Raw genomic sequence first — 14,544 nt, forward strand, 5'->3', positions numbered from 1 at the left:
GTCAGGTGCCCCGGATACACGCCACCGCCCCGACCTCGTGAGAGGCCGGGGCGGCGGGATGAGTCGACACCGCGCGTCGGTGCGAGGCGGGAGGTCAGCTCCCGAGGTCGGACGAGCCCTCGACGATCTCGGCCTGCTCGGTGCGCTGGGTGCCGTGCGAGACGGCGATCTTGCGCGGCTGCGCCTCCTCGGCCACCGGGATCACCAGCCGGAGGACACCGTCGGTGTAGTCGGCCTCGATCTTGTCGGTGGCCAGGCCCTTGCCCAGAGCGAGTTGGCGGGCGAACGCGCCCGACTGGCGCTCGTGCATGAGCCACTGGCCGTCGCCGTCGATCGGGGAGCGACGCTCGGCCCGCACGGTCAGCGTGCGGTCCTCCACGTCGATGTCGATGCTCGCCGGATCGACGCCGGGCATGTCGATGAGGCCGATGAAGCGGTCACCCTCGCGGTAGAGGTCCATCGGCAGGGAGGTCGAGGCGGTCGCGCTGCGCAGCCCCTCGCCCAGGAGGCGGTCGAGCTCACGGAACGGATCAAAGCGGTTGCTGGTGGCCATCGCAGGTCTCCTTCAGGACTGATCGGGGAGCGCCCGGTCTCTCCGGGATCGCACCTCGTCCAACGGAGCCCATGCGTTGAGTATTCCCGACTCATCTTTCCTTGCTCGAGGCAGTCAGGTGGCGGGTGACGAACTCGTCCTCGGTGCACGGTCGGCCGATCCCGAATCCCTGAGCGAGAGCGATCCCCTCCCGGCTGACCACGTCGAGCACCCCGGACGAGCCGACGTGTTCGGCCACCGCCTGCATGCCCAGCTCGGCGGCGAGGTCGACGATGGAACGCACGATCGTGCAGTCGGTCTCGGACGTGTCCAGTTCGGTGACGAACTCCCCGTCGATCTTGACGAAGTCGAACAGCAGGTGCCGCAGGTAGAGCAACGAGGCGAACCCGGTGCCGAAGTCGTCCAGTGCCAGGCGGACTCCGGCTGCGCGCAGTCGCTGCGCCAACGATCGCGCCGCGGAGACGTCGTTCACGGGCGAGGTCTCGGTCAGTCGGCCTCGAGCGCGCGCTCGAGCCGGTTCTTCCACTCCACCCGGGTGCGGGTCCGCTCGCGGGGGCCCTCGCTCCGACCCACGACCATCACGCCGTCACATCCCGTGTTCTTGACGTCGTACATCAGCCGGTCGGCCGCGACGACCGCATCCACGCCCTGCTCGTCGGCCGCCTCGAACGTCGCCCCTCCGATCGACACGCTGAGTTTGCTCTTCGCGCCGTCCAGAGACCGCGCGTAGTCACGCACCCGCTCGACGAGTAGGTCGGCGACACATTGCACCCGGTCACGGTCGGCGCGGGGCATCAGGATCGCGAACTCGTCCCCTCCCAGCCGGGTGATGAGATCCGACGGGCCCGTGGACGCGGCGAGTATCGAGGCGACGCCCTTGAGGATCTCGTCTCCCGCGGCGTGGCCGAACGTGTCGTTGATGTCCTTGAACCCGTCGAGGTCGAGGACCAGCACCCCGCCGCCCCGGCCGTCCAGCCGATGCTTGCCGTGGTGGCAGATCAGTTCCCGCTCGAACCGGCGCCGGTTGAGCAGGCCGGTCAGCGGATCGCTCTCCGCCAGCATCTCGAGTTCGCGCATCACCCGGTGGTGGTCGGTCACGTCGCGGATCAGCAGGAGCGCCCGGTCCGGGTGCTCCCCGCCGTCCGGGACGAGCGGCGAAGCGCTCAGCTCGAATGCCCGTTCCTCTCCAGAGGCGTCGGCGTGCAGGAAGTTCTGGGCCCTCACCGTCTCTCCACGCAGGGCCCGTGCCGATGGGATGTCCTCCGCGGGGATCCGTGTCCACTGTTCGTCCTGCGGCATGATCACGCGCTGTCGACCGTCCTCGCCCGTCCGCACGAAGGTCACGCCGCCGGCGTTCAGTGCGGTGGCGTTTCCGTCGGCGGTGACCGTGACCAGCGCGTCCGGGATGGTCTCGGTGACGGCCCGCAACTGCACCGCGCGGTGCTCCGCGGTGGCCGCGACCCCGGTGAGATCGTCGTTGAGCCGGACGAACTCGTTGACCGCGGTCGCCACCACCAGAGAGATGAGGGACGCGACGATCATCACCAGGTAGAGGCGGACCGTCACCGACACGGGGTCGAACTCGACGCCGAGCATCGAGCCCGACGTGACCCAGGCCAGTAGCGAGATCAGTACGACGGTGTACATGGAGTGGACCGCGGCGACCGCGGTGGTGGAGCGCACGCCGCTCCAGAAGAGCGCACGCCGCTCCAGAAGAGCGGCACCAGGATCAGGAGGGCCAGAGGCAGATACGGGCTCAACACGAAGGCGATGACGCCGGTCACGGTGGTCGCACCGTACGCGACGGCCACGTCGAGCACCGACGCCCGGCGCCGTTCCCCCCGGCGCCAGAGCGGCGCGAGCCCGGTCCCCGTCACCCACAGGACGTTGGCGAGGTTGCGCAGCACCCACACGACACCCTCGGTGAACGCCGGGGCGGTCCCGTCCAGGGTCAGGGCGACCGCCGCGACCGTCCACCCCACCGCCGCACCGACGAACGCCGCGGTGAACAGGCGTAAGACGTCGTAGGGGGTCGCCAGCCGGCCGATGTTCTCGCGGACTGACCGCTCGATCGGCGCCCGCTCGTACCGGGTGAGACTGTCTACGCCCCGACCCACCGGGACCAGTGCGAGGGCCACCCAGCGTGTGATGACCCCCGCGATGAGATTGGCCAACGCCAGGACGAATGACTCGGACCATCCGAGGCCCGTCCAGACGCTCATCACGGTGAGCACCACGGTCGTCACCACGACGTAGGCGCAGTACTCCGCGCGGTCGCGCAGGACGAGCGCCCACAGGGCGATCACGCCCGCGACGGGCCAGTGCAGGGAGACGCCGGACTCCTGGAGCCGCGGGGTCGTCCACGACTGCATCGGCCAATGTTAACAGCGCCCCGCCGTTCGAGGAGGTGAACCGGGCCGTTCCCGCCCTTCCGGGCGACGGTCACCGCTTCTCCAGGGCCACCCGGAAGTCGACGGTGCCGTTCGGCGCGACGGTGACGAATCCCAGGCTGGGGGGTTCCACCCCCAGGTCGGTCCACGTCACCGGAATCGCGCCGGAGGCGATGATCTGACCGCCCGACCGGAGCACCGTCACCTCGACGGGCGTCCGGACGGTGGTGCCCTTGACGGTGAGGTTGACCTGCATCGGCACGGTCGCGGTGGTGCCGTCGTCGGGCACGGCGCCCAGGTCGACGGGATCGGCCACCTCGAGGGTCGAAACGGGGTGCCCGGCCACGTCGAGGATGTCGGCCGAGCGGGCCATCTCGTCGCGCGCGCCGATGTCGGTGGACAGGCCGCCCATGTCCACCTCGAAACGGCCCGTCTCGAGCACGCCCTCCGCGATCACGGCCTCGCCGCTCACCTTGTTCGTCGTGCCGACGACCGTCACCGGCTCGCCGCGGAGCATCTCGTCGACCGTGTACCCGGCGACGGTGCCGTTCGGCGGTTCGCCGGGCACGACGACCCAGGTGCCGTCGAGGTCGGTCGCCGCGGCGTCGGCGGCCTCGACATCGATCACCGTCGGCGCGGTGTCATCGCCGCCGCGAGCGGCCTTGTAGACGAACGGTGCGGCGAGGACGACGACGAGGACGACGGCGAGGGCACCGACCACCCACAGGAGTTTCCGCATGCCGACGAGCATAGAAAGCGGGGGCCGCGGAAGGATGAGCGCCGGCTGACAATCCGTGCGCGGCGTGTGCGTGGGTCGCACGACCCGCCCGGCGGTCACCCGGGCAGGTGGCCCGAGTCGCGGACGCCGTCGGCGGCACTAGACTATTCGGGTGGCCGCGCGGGTCATGGCAGACCTTGTCCTCGCGACACGGGCGTCGATCCGGCCCGCGGCCACGGTGCTCCCGAGGAAAGGCCACACCATGCTCTCCCGCATCGACCTGCGCGGTCGCTCTCTCGGCACGGCCGAGTTGAGGCGTACGCTCCCGCGCGGCGCCGCCGACGTCGACTCCGTCGTCGACACCGTCCGTCCGGTGGTCGAGGCGGTCCGCGAGCACGGGGCCGGGGCAGCGCTCGACCACGGTGAGGAGTTCGACTCGGTGCGACCGGACTCGGTGCGCGTGCCCGCCGGCGTCATCGACCGCGCGGCCGAGCAACTCGACCCGGACATCCGGTCCGCACTGGCCGAGGCCATCAGGCGCGCGCGCATCGTCCACTCGGCGCAACGGCGCAGCGACAGCGTCACCGAGGTCGCCCCGGGCGGGTTCGTCACCGAGAAGTGGATCCCCGTCGAGCGGGTGGGGCTCTATGTCCCGGGAGGCAAGGCCGTCTACCCCTCGAGCGTCATCATGAACGTCGTCCCGGCCCAGGTCGCCGGCGTCGGATCGCTCGTCGTGTCCTCACCGCCGCAGGCCGACTTCGGAGGATGGCCGCACCCGACCATCCTCGCCGCGTGTTCACTCCTCGGAGTGGACGAGGTCTGGGCCGTCGGCGGCGCGCAGGCCGTCGCGCTCCTCGCCTACGGAGGGGAGGACACCGATGGCGCGGTCCTCGAGCCCGTCGACATGGTCACCGGCCCCGGCAATGTTTACGTCACCGCCGCCAAACGGCTGTGCCGCAGCGTCGTGGGCATCGACTCCGAGGCCGGCCCCACCGAGATCGCGGTCCTCGCCGACGAGACCGCCGACCCGGTGCACGTCGCCTACGACCTCATCAGCCAGGCCGAGCACGACCCGAACGCCGCCAGCGTCCTGGTCACGGACTCGGAGACGTTCGCGGACGCGGTCGACCGCGAGATCGAGGCCCGGTACGACGTCACCCTCAACTCCGAGCGCGTGCGCGAGGCACTCGAGGGGCCGCAGTCGGGCATCGTCCTGGTCGACGACATCGACGCCGGCCTGAAGGTGGTCGACGCGTACGCCGCCGAGCACCTCGAGGTGCAGACCCGCGACTCCGCCGCCGACGCCGCGCGCGTCCGCAACGCCGGCGCCGTCTTCGTCGGCGCCTATTCGCCGGTGCCGCTCGGCGACTACGCCGCCGGGTCCAACCACGTCCTGCCCACCTCCGGCACCGCCCGCCACTCGTCGGGCCTGAGCGTGCAGACCTTCCTCCGCGGCATCCACGTCGTCGACTACGACCAGGCCGCCCTCAAGGAGATCGCCCCCACCGTCGTGGCGCTGGCCGACGCCGAGCGGCTGCCCGCCCACGGCGAGGCCGTGCGCGCCCGCTTCGAGGACCTGGCCGCAGGGCAGGACGAGCGATGACCGCCGACCCCCGCCCCGGCGTCGGCCTCGACGCCCTGCCACTCCGGGAGAACCTCCGTGGCCAGAGCGCCTACGGCGCGCCGCAGCTCGAGGTCCCCGTTCAGCTCAACACCAACGAGAACCCGCACCCGCCCGGCCCAGCGCTGGTCGCCGATATCGCCGCCGCCGTGTCCGCCGCCGCGACGGATCTCAACCGCTACCCCGACCGTGACGCCGTCGGACTCCGCACCGATCTGGCCGCGTACCTCACCCGTCAGACCGGTGTCGCGGTGGACGTCGCCATGGTGTGGGCCGCCAACGGTTCCAACGAGATCCTCCAACAGCTGCTGCAGGCCTTCGGTGGTCCCGGGCGGTCGGCCATGGGGTTCGTGCCCAGCTATTCGATGCACCCCATCCTCGCGTCCGGCACCGATACCGAGTGGATTCCCGTGCCTCGGGGCGAGGATCTGTCGATCGACGTCGACGCCGCGCTGGCGGCGATCGGTCGCCACCGGCCGGATCTGCTGTTCGTCACGACCCCCAACAACCCCACCGGTCACGTAGTGGACCTCGACGACCTTCGTCGACTTCTCGACGCCGCGCCCGGCATCGTGGTGGTGGACGAGGCGTACGCGGAGTTCTCCCCGTCGCCGAGCGCCTGCACCCTGCTGGCCGAGTACCCGGCGAAGCTGGTCGTGTCGCGCACGATGAGCAAGGCGTTCGCCTTCGCCGGCGGCCGCCTCGGCTACTTCGCTGCCGACCCGTCCTTCGTCGAGGCGGTGCTGCTCGTGCGACTGCCGTACCACCTGTCGATGATCGCGCAGGCCGCCGCGCGCGCCGCCCTGCGCCACGCGGACGAGACGCTGGCCTCGGTCGCGCTCCTCGCCGAGGAGCGGAAGCGGGTCACCGCCGGACTCGAGGAGCAGGGTTACGAGGTGCTGCCCAGTGAGGCGAACTTCGTGCTCTACGGCCCGTTCGCGGACGCCGGCCGGGCGTGGCAGCGCTACCTCGACGCCGGCGTGCTGATCCGCGACGTGGGCATCCCGGGTCGGCTCCGTGCGACCATCGGGCTCGAGCACGAGAACGACCGGTTGCTGCAGGTGAGCGCCGAACTGGCGGCCGATGAGATCGCCACCGGAAGCGAGGAGAGACGATGAACGAGCACAACGCGCGGCGGGCACGCGTCGAGAGGACCACCAAGGAGTCGTCGATCGTCGTGGAGATCGACCTCGACGGCACCGGTCAGACCGACATCTCGACCGGGGTGCCGTTCTTCGACCACATGCTCACGGCCTTCGGGCAGCACGGCGCCTTCGACCTCACGGTCCGCGCCACGGGCGACATCGAGATCGAGTCCCACCACACCGTCGAGGACACGGCGATCCTCCTGGGCCAGGCGTTCGGTCAGGCACTGGGGGACAAGCGCGGGATCCGCCGTTTCGGGCAGTGCTCGATCCCCATGGACGAGACGCTCGCGGAGGCCGTCGTCGACGTCTCCGGCCGTCCCTACTGCGTGCACACCGGTGAACCGGACATGATGCTCGGTTACCTCATCGTGGGCCACGACAGCGCGCCCTACGGCACGGTCCTCAACCGGCACGTGTTCGAGACCCTGGCCTACAACGCCCGGATCGCCCTCCACGTCCGCGTGCACTACGGACGCGACCCGCACCACATCACCGAGGCGGAGTACAAGGCCGTGGCCCGCGCCCTGCGCGCCGCCGTCGAGCCCGACCCGCGCATCACCGGGATCCCGTCGACCAAGGGCGCGCTGTGATGCCGGCGTGAACGCGCGAGCAGAGAACCCGGGGGCGTTCGCACGCCTGGCCCGCACCCCCGGTGTCCCGGCGGCCTTCGTCCTGGTCCTGCTGGCATTCGGCGGATTCTCGCTGCTCCTTCCGGTCGTCCCGCTCGCAGTCGTCCGCGGCGGCGGTAGTGAACTCGTCGCGGGGGCCACGACGGGCGTGTTCATGACGGTGACGGTTCTGTTCCAGCTGGCCACCCCCCGGCTCACGGGGATCATCGGGTACCGGTGGGTGCTCGGGATCGGCAGCGCCCTGCTGGGCCTGCCCTCGGGCCTGCTAGCGGTCTTCGACGGGTCGTTCGCGGTGTTGGCCATCAGCGGGGTGCGCGGCGCCGGCTTCGGCATGATGACGGTCGCCGGTTCCGCGCTCGTCGCCGAACTCGCGCCGCCGGGGATGCTCGGACGCGCGACCTCGCTGATCGGCCTCGCCGTGGGCATCTCCGAGGCGCTCTTCCTGCCGGTCGGCCTGTGGCTGCTCGACCTGTTCGGACTGCCGACGGTGGCCTGGGCCGCCACGACCTTCGGCGTCGTCGGACTCGTCGCCGCGGTGCGTCTGCCCCACGTGTTCCCGACCCCGCCCGAGGAGTCCGGTCACGAGGGGATGGGGCCCCGGAAGGTGATAGTCCTCCTCGCCGGACCGTTCCTGGTGATGGTCGCGGTGACACTGCCCTACGGCGCGGCGGCCTCGTTCCTGTCACCGGCCCTCGACTCGATCGCCTCCGGCAGCGGGGCCGTGGTCGCAGGGCTGGGGCTCGGCCTGCTGGGCGCCGGCGTGATCGTCGGTCGCACTGTCGCGGGGCTCGTGTCGGACCGACGCGGCCCCGGCTCGCTGGTGTGGCCGGGACTGGGTGTCGCGACTCTCGGAATGCTCGGCATCGCCTCGCTGTTGACACTGGAGGCGAACCCCTGGTGGTTCCTCGTCCCGACCGTGGTCTTCGGCCTCGGGTTCGGCGCCGTCCAGAACGAGGCCCTCGTGGGCTCGTTCGAGCGGATGCCGCGTTCCCGGCTGGGCACCGCGTCCGCGTCGTGGAACATCTCCTTCGACGCCGGCACCGGGCTCGGGTCGGTGGTCATGGGCGCGTTCGCGGGCTTCGGTTACGTCGTGCTGTTCACGGTCGCGGCCGGGATCGTCCTCGTGGTGGGCGGCCCGGCGGCGGTGGGTGCACGTCGCACGCGGCCCGTACGAGATCTGGCCTCCGACGACAGCGGCGATAAGGTGAACTCATGACGAAGACGACCCCGCGGGTGGCGCTCCTGGACTACGGCTCCGGCAACCTGCGCTCGGCTCATCGCGCTCTCGAGCGTGTCGGCGCCCGGGTGGAGCTGACCTCCGACCCGCGCGTGGCGACCGAGGCCGAGGCGCTCGTCGTGCCCGGCGTCGGGGCGTTCGCCGCCTGCATGAAGGGCCTCGAGGCGGTCAAGGGGCCCCGCATCATCGGAGAGCGTCTCGCGGGCGGACGCCCGGTCCTGGGCATCTGTGTGGGCATGCAGGTGATGTTCGAGCGCGGAACCGAGTTCTCGGACGGGGAGCACGAGGGCTCTCCCGGCGCTCCCGGCTGCGGGGAGTGGCCCGGTGTCGTGGAGAAGCTCGACGCCCCCGTCCTCCCGCACATGGGGTGGAACACCGTCGAGGCACCCGCGCGCACAGTGCTGTTCGCCGGCATGTCCGCCGACGAGCGCTTCTACTTCGTGCACTCCTACGGCGTCCAGCGATGGGAGATGGAGCCCTCCGACCACCTGCGTGCTCCCGACGTCACGTGGGCGGAGCACGGGACCCGGTTCATCGCCGCGGTGGAGAACGGCCCGCTGTCGGCCACCCAGTTCCACCCCGAGAAGTCCGGGGACGCCGGCCTGCAGCTCCTCGAGAACTGGATCCGCTCTGTCGCCTGAGAGCGACCGCGGCCCGGCCGCGGTGTCGTTCGCCGCGCTCGCCCTGGCGGTGGCGGGGGCGGGCGTCCTGGTGCTCGCGCTGACCGCGCTCGCGGTCGCGCTGCTGCCCCTGCCGCCCGCCGGGCGCGCGGTCGTCGCCCTCGCCGGCGTCGTCGCGACGGTGGCGGCGATGGGCTTGACGTCCCGCCGGTTCACCGATCGCGCGATCCGCGCGGAGTACGGCGAGGAGCCCGGCGGGCAGGCGGAGCGCCCCGCTGACGACGGACTAGGCTGATGCCCGTGACCAACGCCAGATACCTCGAACTCCTGCCCGCCGTCGACGTCGCCGACGGGCAGGCCGTCCGCCTCGTCCAGGGCGAGGCCGGGACGGAGACCTCCTACGGCGCACCGCTCGACGCGGCGATGCAGTGGCAGAACGACGGCGCCGAGTGGGTGCACCTGGTGGACCTGGACGCCGCGTTCGGACGGGGTACCAACCGGGAGCTCCTCGCCGAGGTCGTGGGGGCGCTCGACGTCAAGGTCGAGATGTCCGGCGGGATCCGCGACGACGAGTCGCTCGAGGCCGCGCTCGCCACCGGGTGCGCGCGCGTCAACCTGGGCACGGCCGCGCTCGAGAACCCCGAGTGGTGCGCCTCGGCCATCGCCCGTCACGGTGACCGCATCGCGGTGGGTCTCGACGTGCGGGTCATCGACGGAGAGCCCCGGCTGCGTGGTCGGGGATGGGTCTCCGACGGCGGCAACCTGTGGGAGGTCCTCGAGCGCCTCGACAAGGACGGGTGTGCCCGCTACGTCGTCACCGACGTGTCCAAGGATGGCATGCTCAACGGGCCCAACCTGGAGATGCTCTCCCAGGTGTGCGCGGCCACCGACGCACCGGTGGTGGCCTCCGGTGGCGTCTCGTCCGTCGCGGATCTCGAGGCCATCGCCTCGCTGGTGCCGCAGGGCGTGGAGGGGGCCATCGTGGGCAAGGCCCTCTACGCCGGACGGTTCACTCTTCCCGATGCGCTCGCCGCCGTCAGCGGCCGCTGAATCCATCGAGCGCCGTGTCCACCCGGTAGCTCCACCCCCGCACGACCTCGAGCAGGAGGCCCGAGATGTCAGACCAGACCGGAAACACCCTGCCGACGGGACTCCCCGTCGATCCCGCCGAGGCGCTCGCGTTGGCGAGGCGGGTGCTCGACGAGGTGACGCCACGGTTCGTCGAGGGTGTCGGCGCCCCCGGCGTCCAGAACAAGGGCACTCGGAACGACTTCGCAACCGAGCTGGATCTGGAACTGGAGCGCCGGATCTCCGACGCGCTGCGTGAGGGCACGGGCCTCGAGGTGCACGGTGAGGAGTTCGGCGGCCCTCCGGTGAACGAGGGCACGCTGTGGGTGGTCGACCCGATCGACGGCACCGCCAACTACTCGTTGGGGATCCCCACGGCGGGGATCCTGGTCGCATTGGTTCACGATCGTCAGCCGGTGCTCGGCCTGACATGGCTGCCGTTGCTCGGTCTGACGTTCACCTCGATCGCCGGTGGGCCGCTCATGGAGAACGGCGTCGAGTCCCCGCGGATGTCGGACGTCTCCATCCGCGACGTGGCACTCGGGCTCGGTTCGCTCAACACCGGCGCCCGCACCACGTACCCCCCGGCCTACCGCCGTGAGGTGTTCGAGCAGCTCACCCTCGACGCCGCGCGGACCCGCAAGTTCGGCTCCACCGGTGTCGACCTGTCGTTCGTCGCGTCGGGCCGCCTGTCCGCCGCGGTGAGCTTCGGCAACTACGCCTGGGACAACGCCGCGGGCGCCTCCCACATCCGGGCCGCGGGGGGTGTCGTCACCGACCTCGCGGGTGGGCCGTGGTCCATCGACTCGCCCTCGCTGCTGGCGGCGTCGCCGCGAGCCCACGCGGAGGTGCTGGGCACGGTCCGGCAGCTCGGGGAGCCGGGGAACTTCTTCGAGGCGGGTCGACGTCGCGCCACGCCGGAACCGGAGAGTCCCCGCCCGTGGCTCGCCGGGGATCGGTGATTCGACCATGACACTCGCCACCAGGGTCATCCCGTGCCTCGACGTCGATGCCGGCCGCGTGGTCAAGGGCGTGAACTTCCTCGATCTCCGCGACGCCGGCGATCCCGTGGAGCTCGCCGCGGCCTATGACGCACAGGGAGCGGACGAGCTGACGTTCCTCGATGTCACCGCGTCGTCCGCGGGCCGCGGCACGATGATCGACGTGGTCCGTCGCACCGCCGAGCAGGTCTTCATCCCACTCACCGTGGGCGGCGGTGTCCGCACCGAGGAGGACGTCGATCAGCTGCTGCGGGCCGGCGCCGACAAGGTCAGCGTGAATACCGCCGCCATCGCCCGGCCTGAGCTCCTCGGTGAGCTCAGCCGGCGCTTCGGTTCGCAGTGCATCGTGCTGTCCGTCGACGCGCGCACGGTGCCCGAGGGATCCGAGCCGACGCCGTCGGGGTGGGAGGTCACCACGCACGGTGGCCGACGCGGCACCGGCATCGACGCGGTCGAATGGGCCCGCCGCGGGCAGGAGCTGGGCGTGGGTGAGATCCTCCTCAACTCGATGGACGCCGACGGCACCAAAGAGGGCTTCGACCTGGCGATGGTGCGGGCGGTCCGCGAGGCCGTCTCGATCCCCGTGATCGCCTCGGGCGGCGCGGGAGCGGTGGAGCACTTCGCGCCCGCCGTCCACGCCGGGGCGGACGCGGTCCTGGCGGCCAGTGTCTTCCACTTCGGTGAGATGACGATCGGCGACGTCAAGAAGGCGCTCGCGGCAGAGGGGATCACGGTCCGATGACCGGCCACGTGCTGGACCGCTCGATCGCCGAGCGGCTCTCGCGCACCGCCGACGGCCTGGTCGCGGCGGTCGTCCAGGACGCCACCTCGGGGCGGGTGCTCATGATGGCGTGGATGGACGACGCCGCGCTCGCCGAGACCCTGGCGACGCGTCGCGGCGTGTACTACTCGCGCTCGCGGGGTCGGCGCTGGGTGAAGGGGGAGACCTCGGGCCACGTGCAGCTCGTCCGTAGCGTGGAGATCGACTGCGACGGGGACACCGTCCTTCTGCGCGTGGACCAGACCGGGGCGGCGTGCCACAACGGCACGACCAGTTGTTTCGACACCGCCATACTTCTCGGGGAGGACTGATCGCCGTGCCGTTCATCCAGATCAACCAGCTCGACGGGATGACCGCGGAGGGCAAGGCCCGCGTCATCGAGGCCGTCACCGCGGCGTACGCGGAGGCCTCGGGCAAGGACCCCGCGAAGGTGTGGGTCCACGTCAACGACATGCCGCACGACTCCTTCGGCATCGGCGGCAAGGCCCTCGGATGAGCACCGCGACCACCACGTTGGAGCAGTTCCGCGCTCTCGCCGTCGGGCACCGGGTGGTGCCAGTCGTGCGGACCGTCCTCGCGGATTCCGAGACCCCGCTCTCGGCCTACGTTAAGCTGGCGGAGGACCGGCCGGGCACGTTCCTGCTGGAGTCTGCCGAGCACGGACGCTCCTGGTCACGGTGGTCGTTCATCGGCTGCGGCGCGGCGGCGGCCCTGACCGTCGACGAGTCCGGTGAGGCGACGTGGTGGGGCAGCGTCCCCGTCGGGGCGCCGACCGGAGGGGATCCGCTGGACGCGCTCCGGCGGACCCTCGACCTGTTGCGGACCGATCAGATCGTGGGGCTGCCGCCGCTGACGTCCGGGATGGTCGGCTACCTGGGGTACGACATTGTGCGCAGGCTCGAGCGGATCGCCCCGGACACGGTCGACGACCTGCGGGTGCCGGAACTCGTCCAGTTGCTGGCCACGGACCTGGCGGCGTTCGACCACCACGAGGGTCGGATCCATCTCATCGCCAACGCGGTCAACTGGGACGGCAGCGACGAACGGGTGGACGAGGCGTATGCGGACGCGGTCGCGAGGCTGGAGTCGATGACGGCGCGTCTCGCCGAGCCGGGCACCGGCGGGGTGAGTGTGTTCGACACGCCCGATCCGCAGGTGCGTCGTCGCACCGACGAGGCCACCTATCACGAGCGCGTCGCCGACATCATCGAACAGATCCACGCGGGCGAGGCGTTCCAGGTGGTGTTGAGTCAGCGCTTCGAGGTCGACGCCGACGCCTCGCCGCGCGATGTGTACCGGATCCTGCGCACCACCAACCCGAGCCCGTACATGTTCCTCATGACGATCCCCGACGGTTCGGGGCCGGACGGGTTCGGCGGGACGGCGTTCACCATCGTTGGATCGAGCCCGGAGGCCCTGGTCACGGTGGTCGACGGGGTCGCCACGACCCACCCGATCGCCGGGACGAGGCCGAGGGGAGACGACGACGAGCACGACATCCTGCTCGCCAAGGACCTCGCCGATGACGCCAAGGAGAACGCCGAGCATCTCATGTTGGTCGACCTAGGACGCAACGACCTGGGCCGCGTCTGCGTCCCGGGCACGGTCGAGGTAACCGAGTTCCGCCAGGTGGAGCGGTACAGCCACGTGATGCACCTCGTGTCGACGGTGACGGGGCGCCTGGCAGAAGGGCTGACGGGCATCGACGCGGTGACCGCGTGTTTCCCGGCCGGCACCCTCTCGGGATCCCCGAAGCCGCGGGCGCTGCAGATCATCGAGGACTTCGAGGACACCCGCCGCGGCGTGTACGGCGGAGTGGTCGGCTACGTGGATTTCGCGGGCAACACCGATCAGGCCATCGCGATCCGCTCGGCGGTGATCAAGGACGGCACCGCATTCGTCCAGGCGGGGGCCGGGATCGTCGCCGACTCGGTGGCGGCCTCGGAGGACGCGGAGTGTCGGAACAAGGCGATGGCGGTCCTGCGGGCCGTCTCCGCCGCGGAGACGCTGCGACATGTGGGGGAGACCCGGTGAGCCGTCGCGCCCGGCTCCTGGCACCCGTCATCCTGCTGCTGGTCGGTGCGGCTCTGCTATGGATCGCCTCCCGGATGGTGTGGCTCGACGTGGCGGCGTTCAACGACCAGTCGGGCGAGGCCCGGCGCGCGCTCACAGGCGCCGAGTGGCAGCCGGCTCTGGTGCCGCTCGCGCTGGGCGCGCTGGCCGCGATCGCGGCGGTGGCGTTGGTGCGGGGGCTCGCCGCCCGCGCCGTGGGTGCGGTCATCGCCCTGCTCGGGGCGGCGGCCGTGGCGTTGCTGATCTCGTCGGTGGGCGGCGTCGACGCCGAGCGGGTCCATTCGGTGATCACGAGCGACGAGGGGGTCGCCCGGACCAACGCGGGGCCGGGCACCGAAGGTTCGGAGTCGATCCCGGAGTGGTCCCGGATCACCGAGTTATCGACCCGACCGGTGGGCCCGGCGCTCACCGGCGCGGGTGCGGCCGCGCTGCTCGCGGCCGGGCTCCTCGTCCTCGCGAGGCCGGCGCGTCCCGTGCGGCGCGACGACCGGTACGTCACGCCCGCCGTGCGCCGCGAGGAGGCGGCCGCGGGCGGGACCACGGGCGGCGGCACCGGCGGGACCCGCGGTACCGCCGGAATCGGAGGCGGGGCTGAGGATGAGGCGGACGACGACGCCGGTCGTGACCTCTGGCTGGAGCTCGACGAGGGGCGCGATCCGACCAGCTGACCAGACCGGGGCGGTCCCGATTCTCCGAACCCGGCTC

18 protein-coding genes are annotated in these 14,544 nt (G+C 71.4%); 13 read left to right on the forward strand and 5 right to left on the reverse strand.

Features of this window, described 5'->3' with window-relative positions; all coding sequences use genetic code 11:
* Positions 1-94: 94 nt before the first annotated feature.
* The 5 genes from C3V38_RS12535 to C3V38_RS12550 form a co-directional block, all read right to left on the reverse strand.
* Positions 95-553, reverse strand: a complete 459-nt coding sequence (locus C3V38_RS12535) for an Hsp20/alpha crystallin family protein (RefSeq protein WP_007631991.1) — start codon at positions 551-553, stop codon at positions 95-97.
* 91 nt (positions 554-644) lie between these two features.
* The gene (locus tag C3V38_RS12540) at positions 645-1,025 is read right to left on the reverse strand and encodes an EAL domain-containing protein (protein ID WP_165001113.1); all 381 of its coding nucleotides are present in this window, start codon (positions 1,023-1,025) and stop codon (positions 645-647) included.
* Positions 1,026-1,039: 14 nt separating this feature from the next.
* The gene (locus tag C3V38_RS12545; RefSeq protein WP_165001114.1) at positions 1,040-2,236 is read right to left on the reverse strand and encodes a sensor domain-containing diguanylate cyclase; all 1,197 of its coding nucleotides are present in this window, start codon (positions 2,234-2,236) and stop codon (positions 1,040-1,042) included.
* Complete coding sequence (locus C3V38_RS17635) at positions 2,182-2,925, reverse strand: hypothetical protein (protein ID WP_165001115.1); 744 nt, start codon at positions 2,923-2,925, stop codon at positions 2,182-2,184. Before C3V38_RS17635 ends, C3V38_RS12545 begins: the two co-directional genes overlap by 55 nt.
* A 70-nt stretch (positions 2,926-2,995) precedes the next feature.
* Positions 2,996-3,682: a YceI family protein gene (locus tag C3V38_RS12550; protein ID WP_254425981.1), complete on the reverse strand. Its 687-nt coding sequence runs from the start codon at positions 3,680-3,682 to the stop codon at positions 2,996-2,998.
* Positions 3,683-3,923: 241 nt separating this feature from the next.
* On the opposite strand from C3V38_RS12550, the gene hisD reads away from it, so the two are divergent.
* The 13 genes from hisD to C3V38_RS12615 all read left to right on the forward strand — a co-directional run bounded on the left by hisD (position 3,924) and on the right by C3V38_RS12615 (position 14,507).
* The gene (gene hisD / locus C3V38_RS12555; RefSeq protein WP_106385911.1) at positions 3,924-5,264 is read left to right on the forward strand and encodes a histidinol dehydrogenase; all 1,341 of its coding nucleotides are present in this window, start codon (positions 3,924-3,926) and stop codon (positions 5,262-5,264) included.
* Complete coding sequence (locus tag C3V38_RS12560) at positions 5,261-6,400, forward strand: histidinol-phosphate transaminase (RefSeq protein WP_106385912.1); 1,140 nt, start codon at positions 5,261-5,263, stop codon at positions 6,398-6,400. Before hisD ends, C3V38_RS12560 begins: the two co-directional genes overlap by 4 nt.
* Positions 6,397-7,020: an imidazoleglycerol-phosphate dehydratase HisB gene (gene hisB, locus C3V38_RS12565; RefSeq protein WP_061228796.1), complete on the forward strand. Its 624-nt coding sequence runs from the start codon at positions 6,397-6,399 to the stop codon at positions 7,018-7,020. The genes C3V38_RS12560 and hisB overlap by 4 nt, the downstream gene beginning before the upstream one ends.
* A 7-nt stretch (positions 7,021-7,027) precedes the next feature.
* Entirely contained in the window at positions 7,028-8,275 is a 1,248-nt protein-coding gene (locus C3V38_RS12570) for an MFS transporter (RefSeq protein WP_106385913.1), read from the forward strand.
* Positions 8,272-8,937 carry an imidazole glycerol phosphate synthase subunit HisH gene (gene hisH / locus C3V38_RS12575; protein ID WP_061228794.1) on the forward strand — a complete coding sequence of 222 codons (666 nt, stop codon included), beginning with the start codon at positions 8,272-8,274 and terminating at the stop codon, positions 8,935-8,937. Before C3V38_RS12570 ends, hisH begins: the two co-directional genes overlap by 4 nt.
* A gap of 22 nt (positions 8,938-8,959) precedes the next feature.
* Positions 8,960-9,211, forward strand: coding sequence for a hypothetical protein (locus C3V38_RS12580; protein WP_061228793.1), 252 nt, complete (start codon positions 8,960-8,962; stop codon positions 9,209-9,211).
* Positions 9,211-9,966: a bifunctional 1-(5-phosphoribosyl)-5-((5-phosphoribosylamino)methylideneamino)imidazole-4-carboxamide isomerase/phosphoribosylanthranilate isomerase PriA gene (gene priA, locus C3V38_RS12585; RefSeq protein WP_106385914.1), complete on the forward strand. Its 756-nt coding sequence runs from the start codon at positions 9,211-9,213 to the stop codon at positions 9,964-9,966. The genes C3V38_RS12580 and priA overlap by 1 nt, the downstream gene beginning before the upstream one ends.
* A 65-nt stretch (positions 9,967-10,031) precedes the next feature.
* The gene (locus tag C3V38_RS12590; RefSeq protein WP_106385915.1) at positions 10,032-10,946 is read left to right on the forward strand and encodes an inositol monophosphatase; all 915 of its coding nucleotides are present in this window, start codon (positions 10,032-10,034) and stop codon (positions 10,944-10,946) included.
* A gap of 7 nt (positions 10,947-10,953) precedes the next feature.
* A complete protein-coding gene (hisF, locus tag C3V38_RS12595; protein ID WP_106385916.1) occupies positions 10,954-11,727 on the forward strand; it encodes an imidazole glycerol phosphate synthase subunit HisF in 774 nt (257 codons plus the stop codon).
* On the forward strand, positions 11,724-12,077 hold the full coding sequence (gene hisI / locus C3V38_RS12600) for a phosphoribosyl-AMP cyclohydrolase (protein WP_106385917.1): 354 nt from the start codon (positions 11,724-11,726) through the stop codon (positions 12,075-12,077). Before hisF ends, hisI begins: the two co-directional genes overlap by 4 nt.
* Before the next feature lie 5 nt (positions 12,078-12,082).
* Positions 12,083-12,262, forward strand: coding sequence for a 4-oxalocrotonate tautomerase family protein (locus C3V38_RS12605; RefSeq protein WP_007632015.1), 180 nt, complete (start codon positions 12,083-12,085; stop codon positions 12,260-12,262).
* Positions 12,259-13,800: an anthranilate synthase component I gene (locus C3V38_RS12610; RefSeq protein WP_106385918.1), complete on the forward strand. Its 1,542-nt coding sequence runs from the start codon at positions 12,259-12,261 to the stop codon at positions 13,798-13,800. Before C3V38_RS12605 ends, C3V38_RS12610 begins: the two co-directional genes overlap by 4 nt.
* Positions 13,797-14,507, forward strand: a complete 711-nt coding sequence (locus C3V38_RS12615; RefSeq protein ID WP_106385919.1) for a Trp biosynthesis-associated membrane protein — start codon at positions 13,797-13,799, stop codon at positions 14,505-14,507. The genes C3V38_RS12610 and C3V38_RS12615 overlap by 4 nt, the downstream gene beginning before the upstream one ends.
* Positions 14,508-14,544: the final 37 nt, after the last annotated feature.

The organism is Dietzia sp. oral taxon 368 (genome assembly GCF_002999155.1).
GTDB classification, from domain to species: Bacteria; Actinomycetota; Actinomycetes; order Mycobacteriales; family Mycobacteriaceae; genus Dietzia; species Dietzia cinnamea.

Excerpts from the sequence above, each read along its gene's own strand:
- hisD (WP_106385911.1), top strand. The coding sequence starts at position 3,924 with ATGCTCTCCCGCATCGACCTGCGCGGTCGCTCTCTCGGCACGGCCGAG.
- C3V38_RS12590 (WP_106385915.1), top strand. The coding sequence starts at position 10,032 with ATGTCAGACCAGACCGGAAACACCCTGCCGACGGGACTCCCCGTCGAT.
- hisF (WP_106385916.1), top strand. The coding sequence starts at position 10,954 with ATGACACTCGCCACCAGGGTCATCCCGTGCCTCGACGTCGATGCCGGC.
- C3V38_RS17635 (WP_165001115.1), bottom strand. The coding sequence starts at position 2,925 with ATGCAGTCGTGGACGACCCCGCGGCTCCAGGAGTCCGGCGTCTCCCTG.
- C3V38_RS12535 (WP_007631991.1), bottom strand. The coding sequence starts at position 553 with ATGGCCACCAGCAACCGCTTTGATCCGTTCCGTGAGCTCGACCGCCTC.
- hisB (WP_061228796.1), top strand. The coding sequence starts at position 6,397 with ATGAACGAGCACAACGCGCGGCGGGCACGCGTCGAGAGGACCACCAAG.
- C3V38_RS12610 (WP_106385918.1), top strand. The coding sequence starts at position 12,259 with ATGAGCACCGCGACCACCACGTTGGAGCAGTTCCGCGCTCTCGCCGTC.
- C3V38_RS12560 (WP_106385912.1), top strand. The coding sequence starts at position 5,261 with ATGACCGCCGACCCCCGCCCCGGCGTCGGCCTCGACGCCCTGCCACTC.
- hisH (WP_061228794.1), top strand. The coding sequence starts at position 8,272 with ATGACGAAGACGACCCCGCGGGTGGCGCTCCTGGACTACGGCTCCGGC.
- hisI (WP_106385917.1), top strand. The coding sequence starts at position 11,724 with ATGACCGGCCACGTGCTGGACCGCTCGATCGCCGAGCGGCTCTCGCGC.
- priA (WP_106385914.1), top strand. The coding sequence starts at position 9,211 with ATGCCCGTGACCAACGCCAGATACCTCGAACTCCTGCCCGCCGTCGAC.
- C3V38_RS12550 (WP_254425981.1), bottom strand. The coding sequence starts at position 3,682 with ATGCGGAAACTCCTGTGGGTGGTCGGTGCCCTCGCCGTCGTCCTCGTC.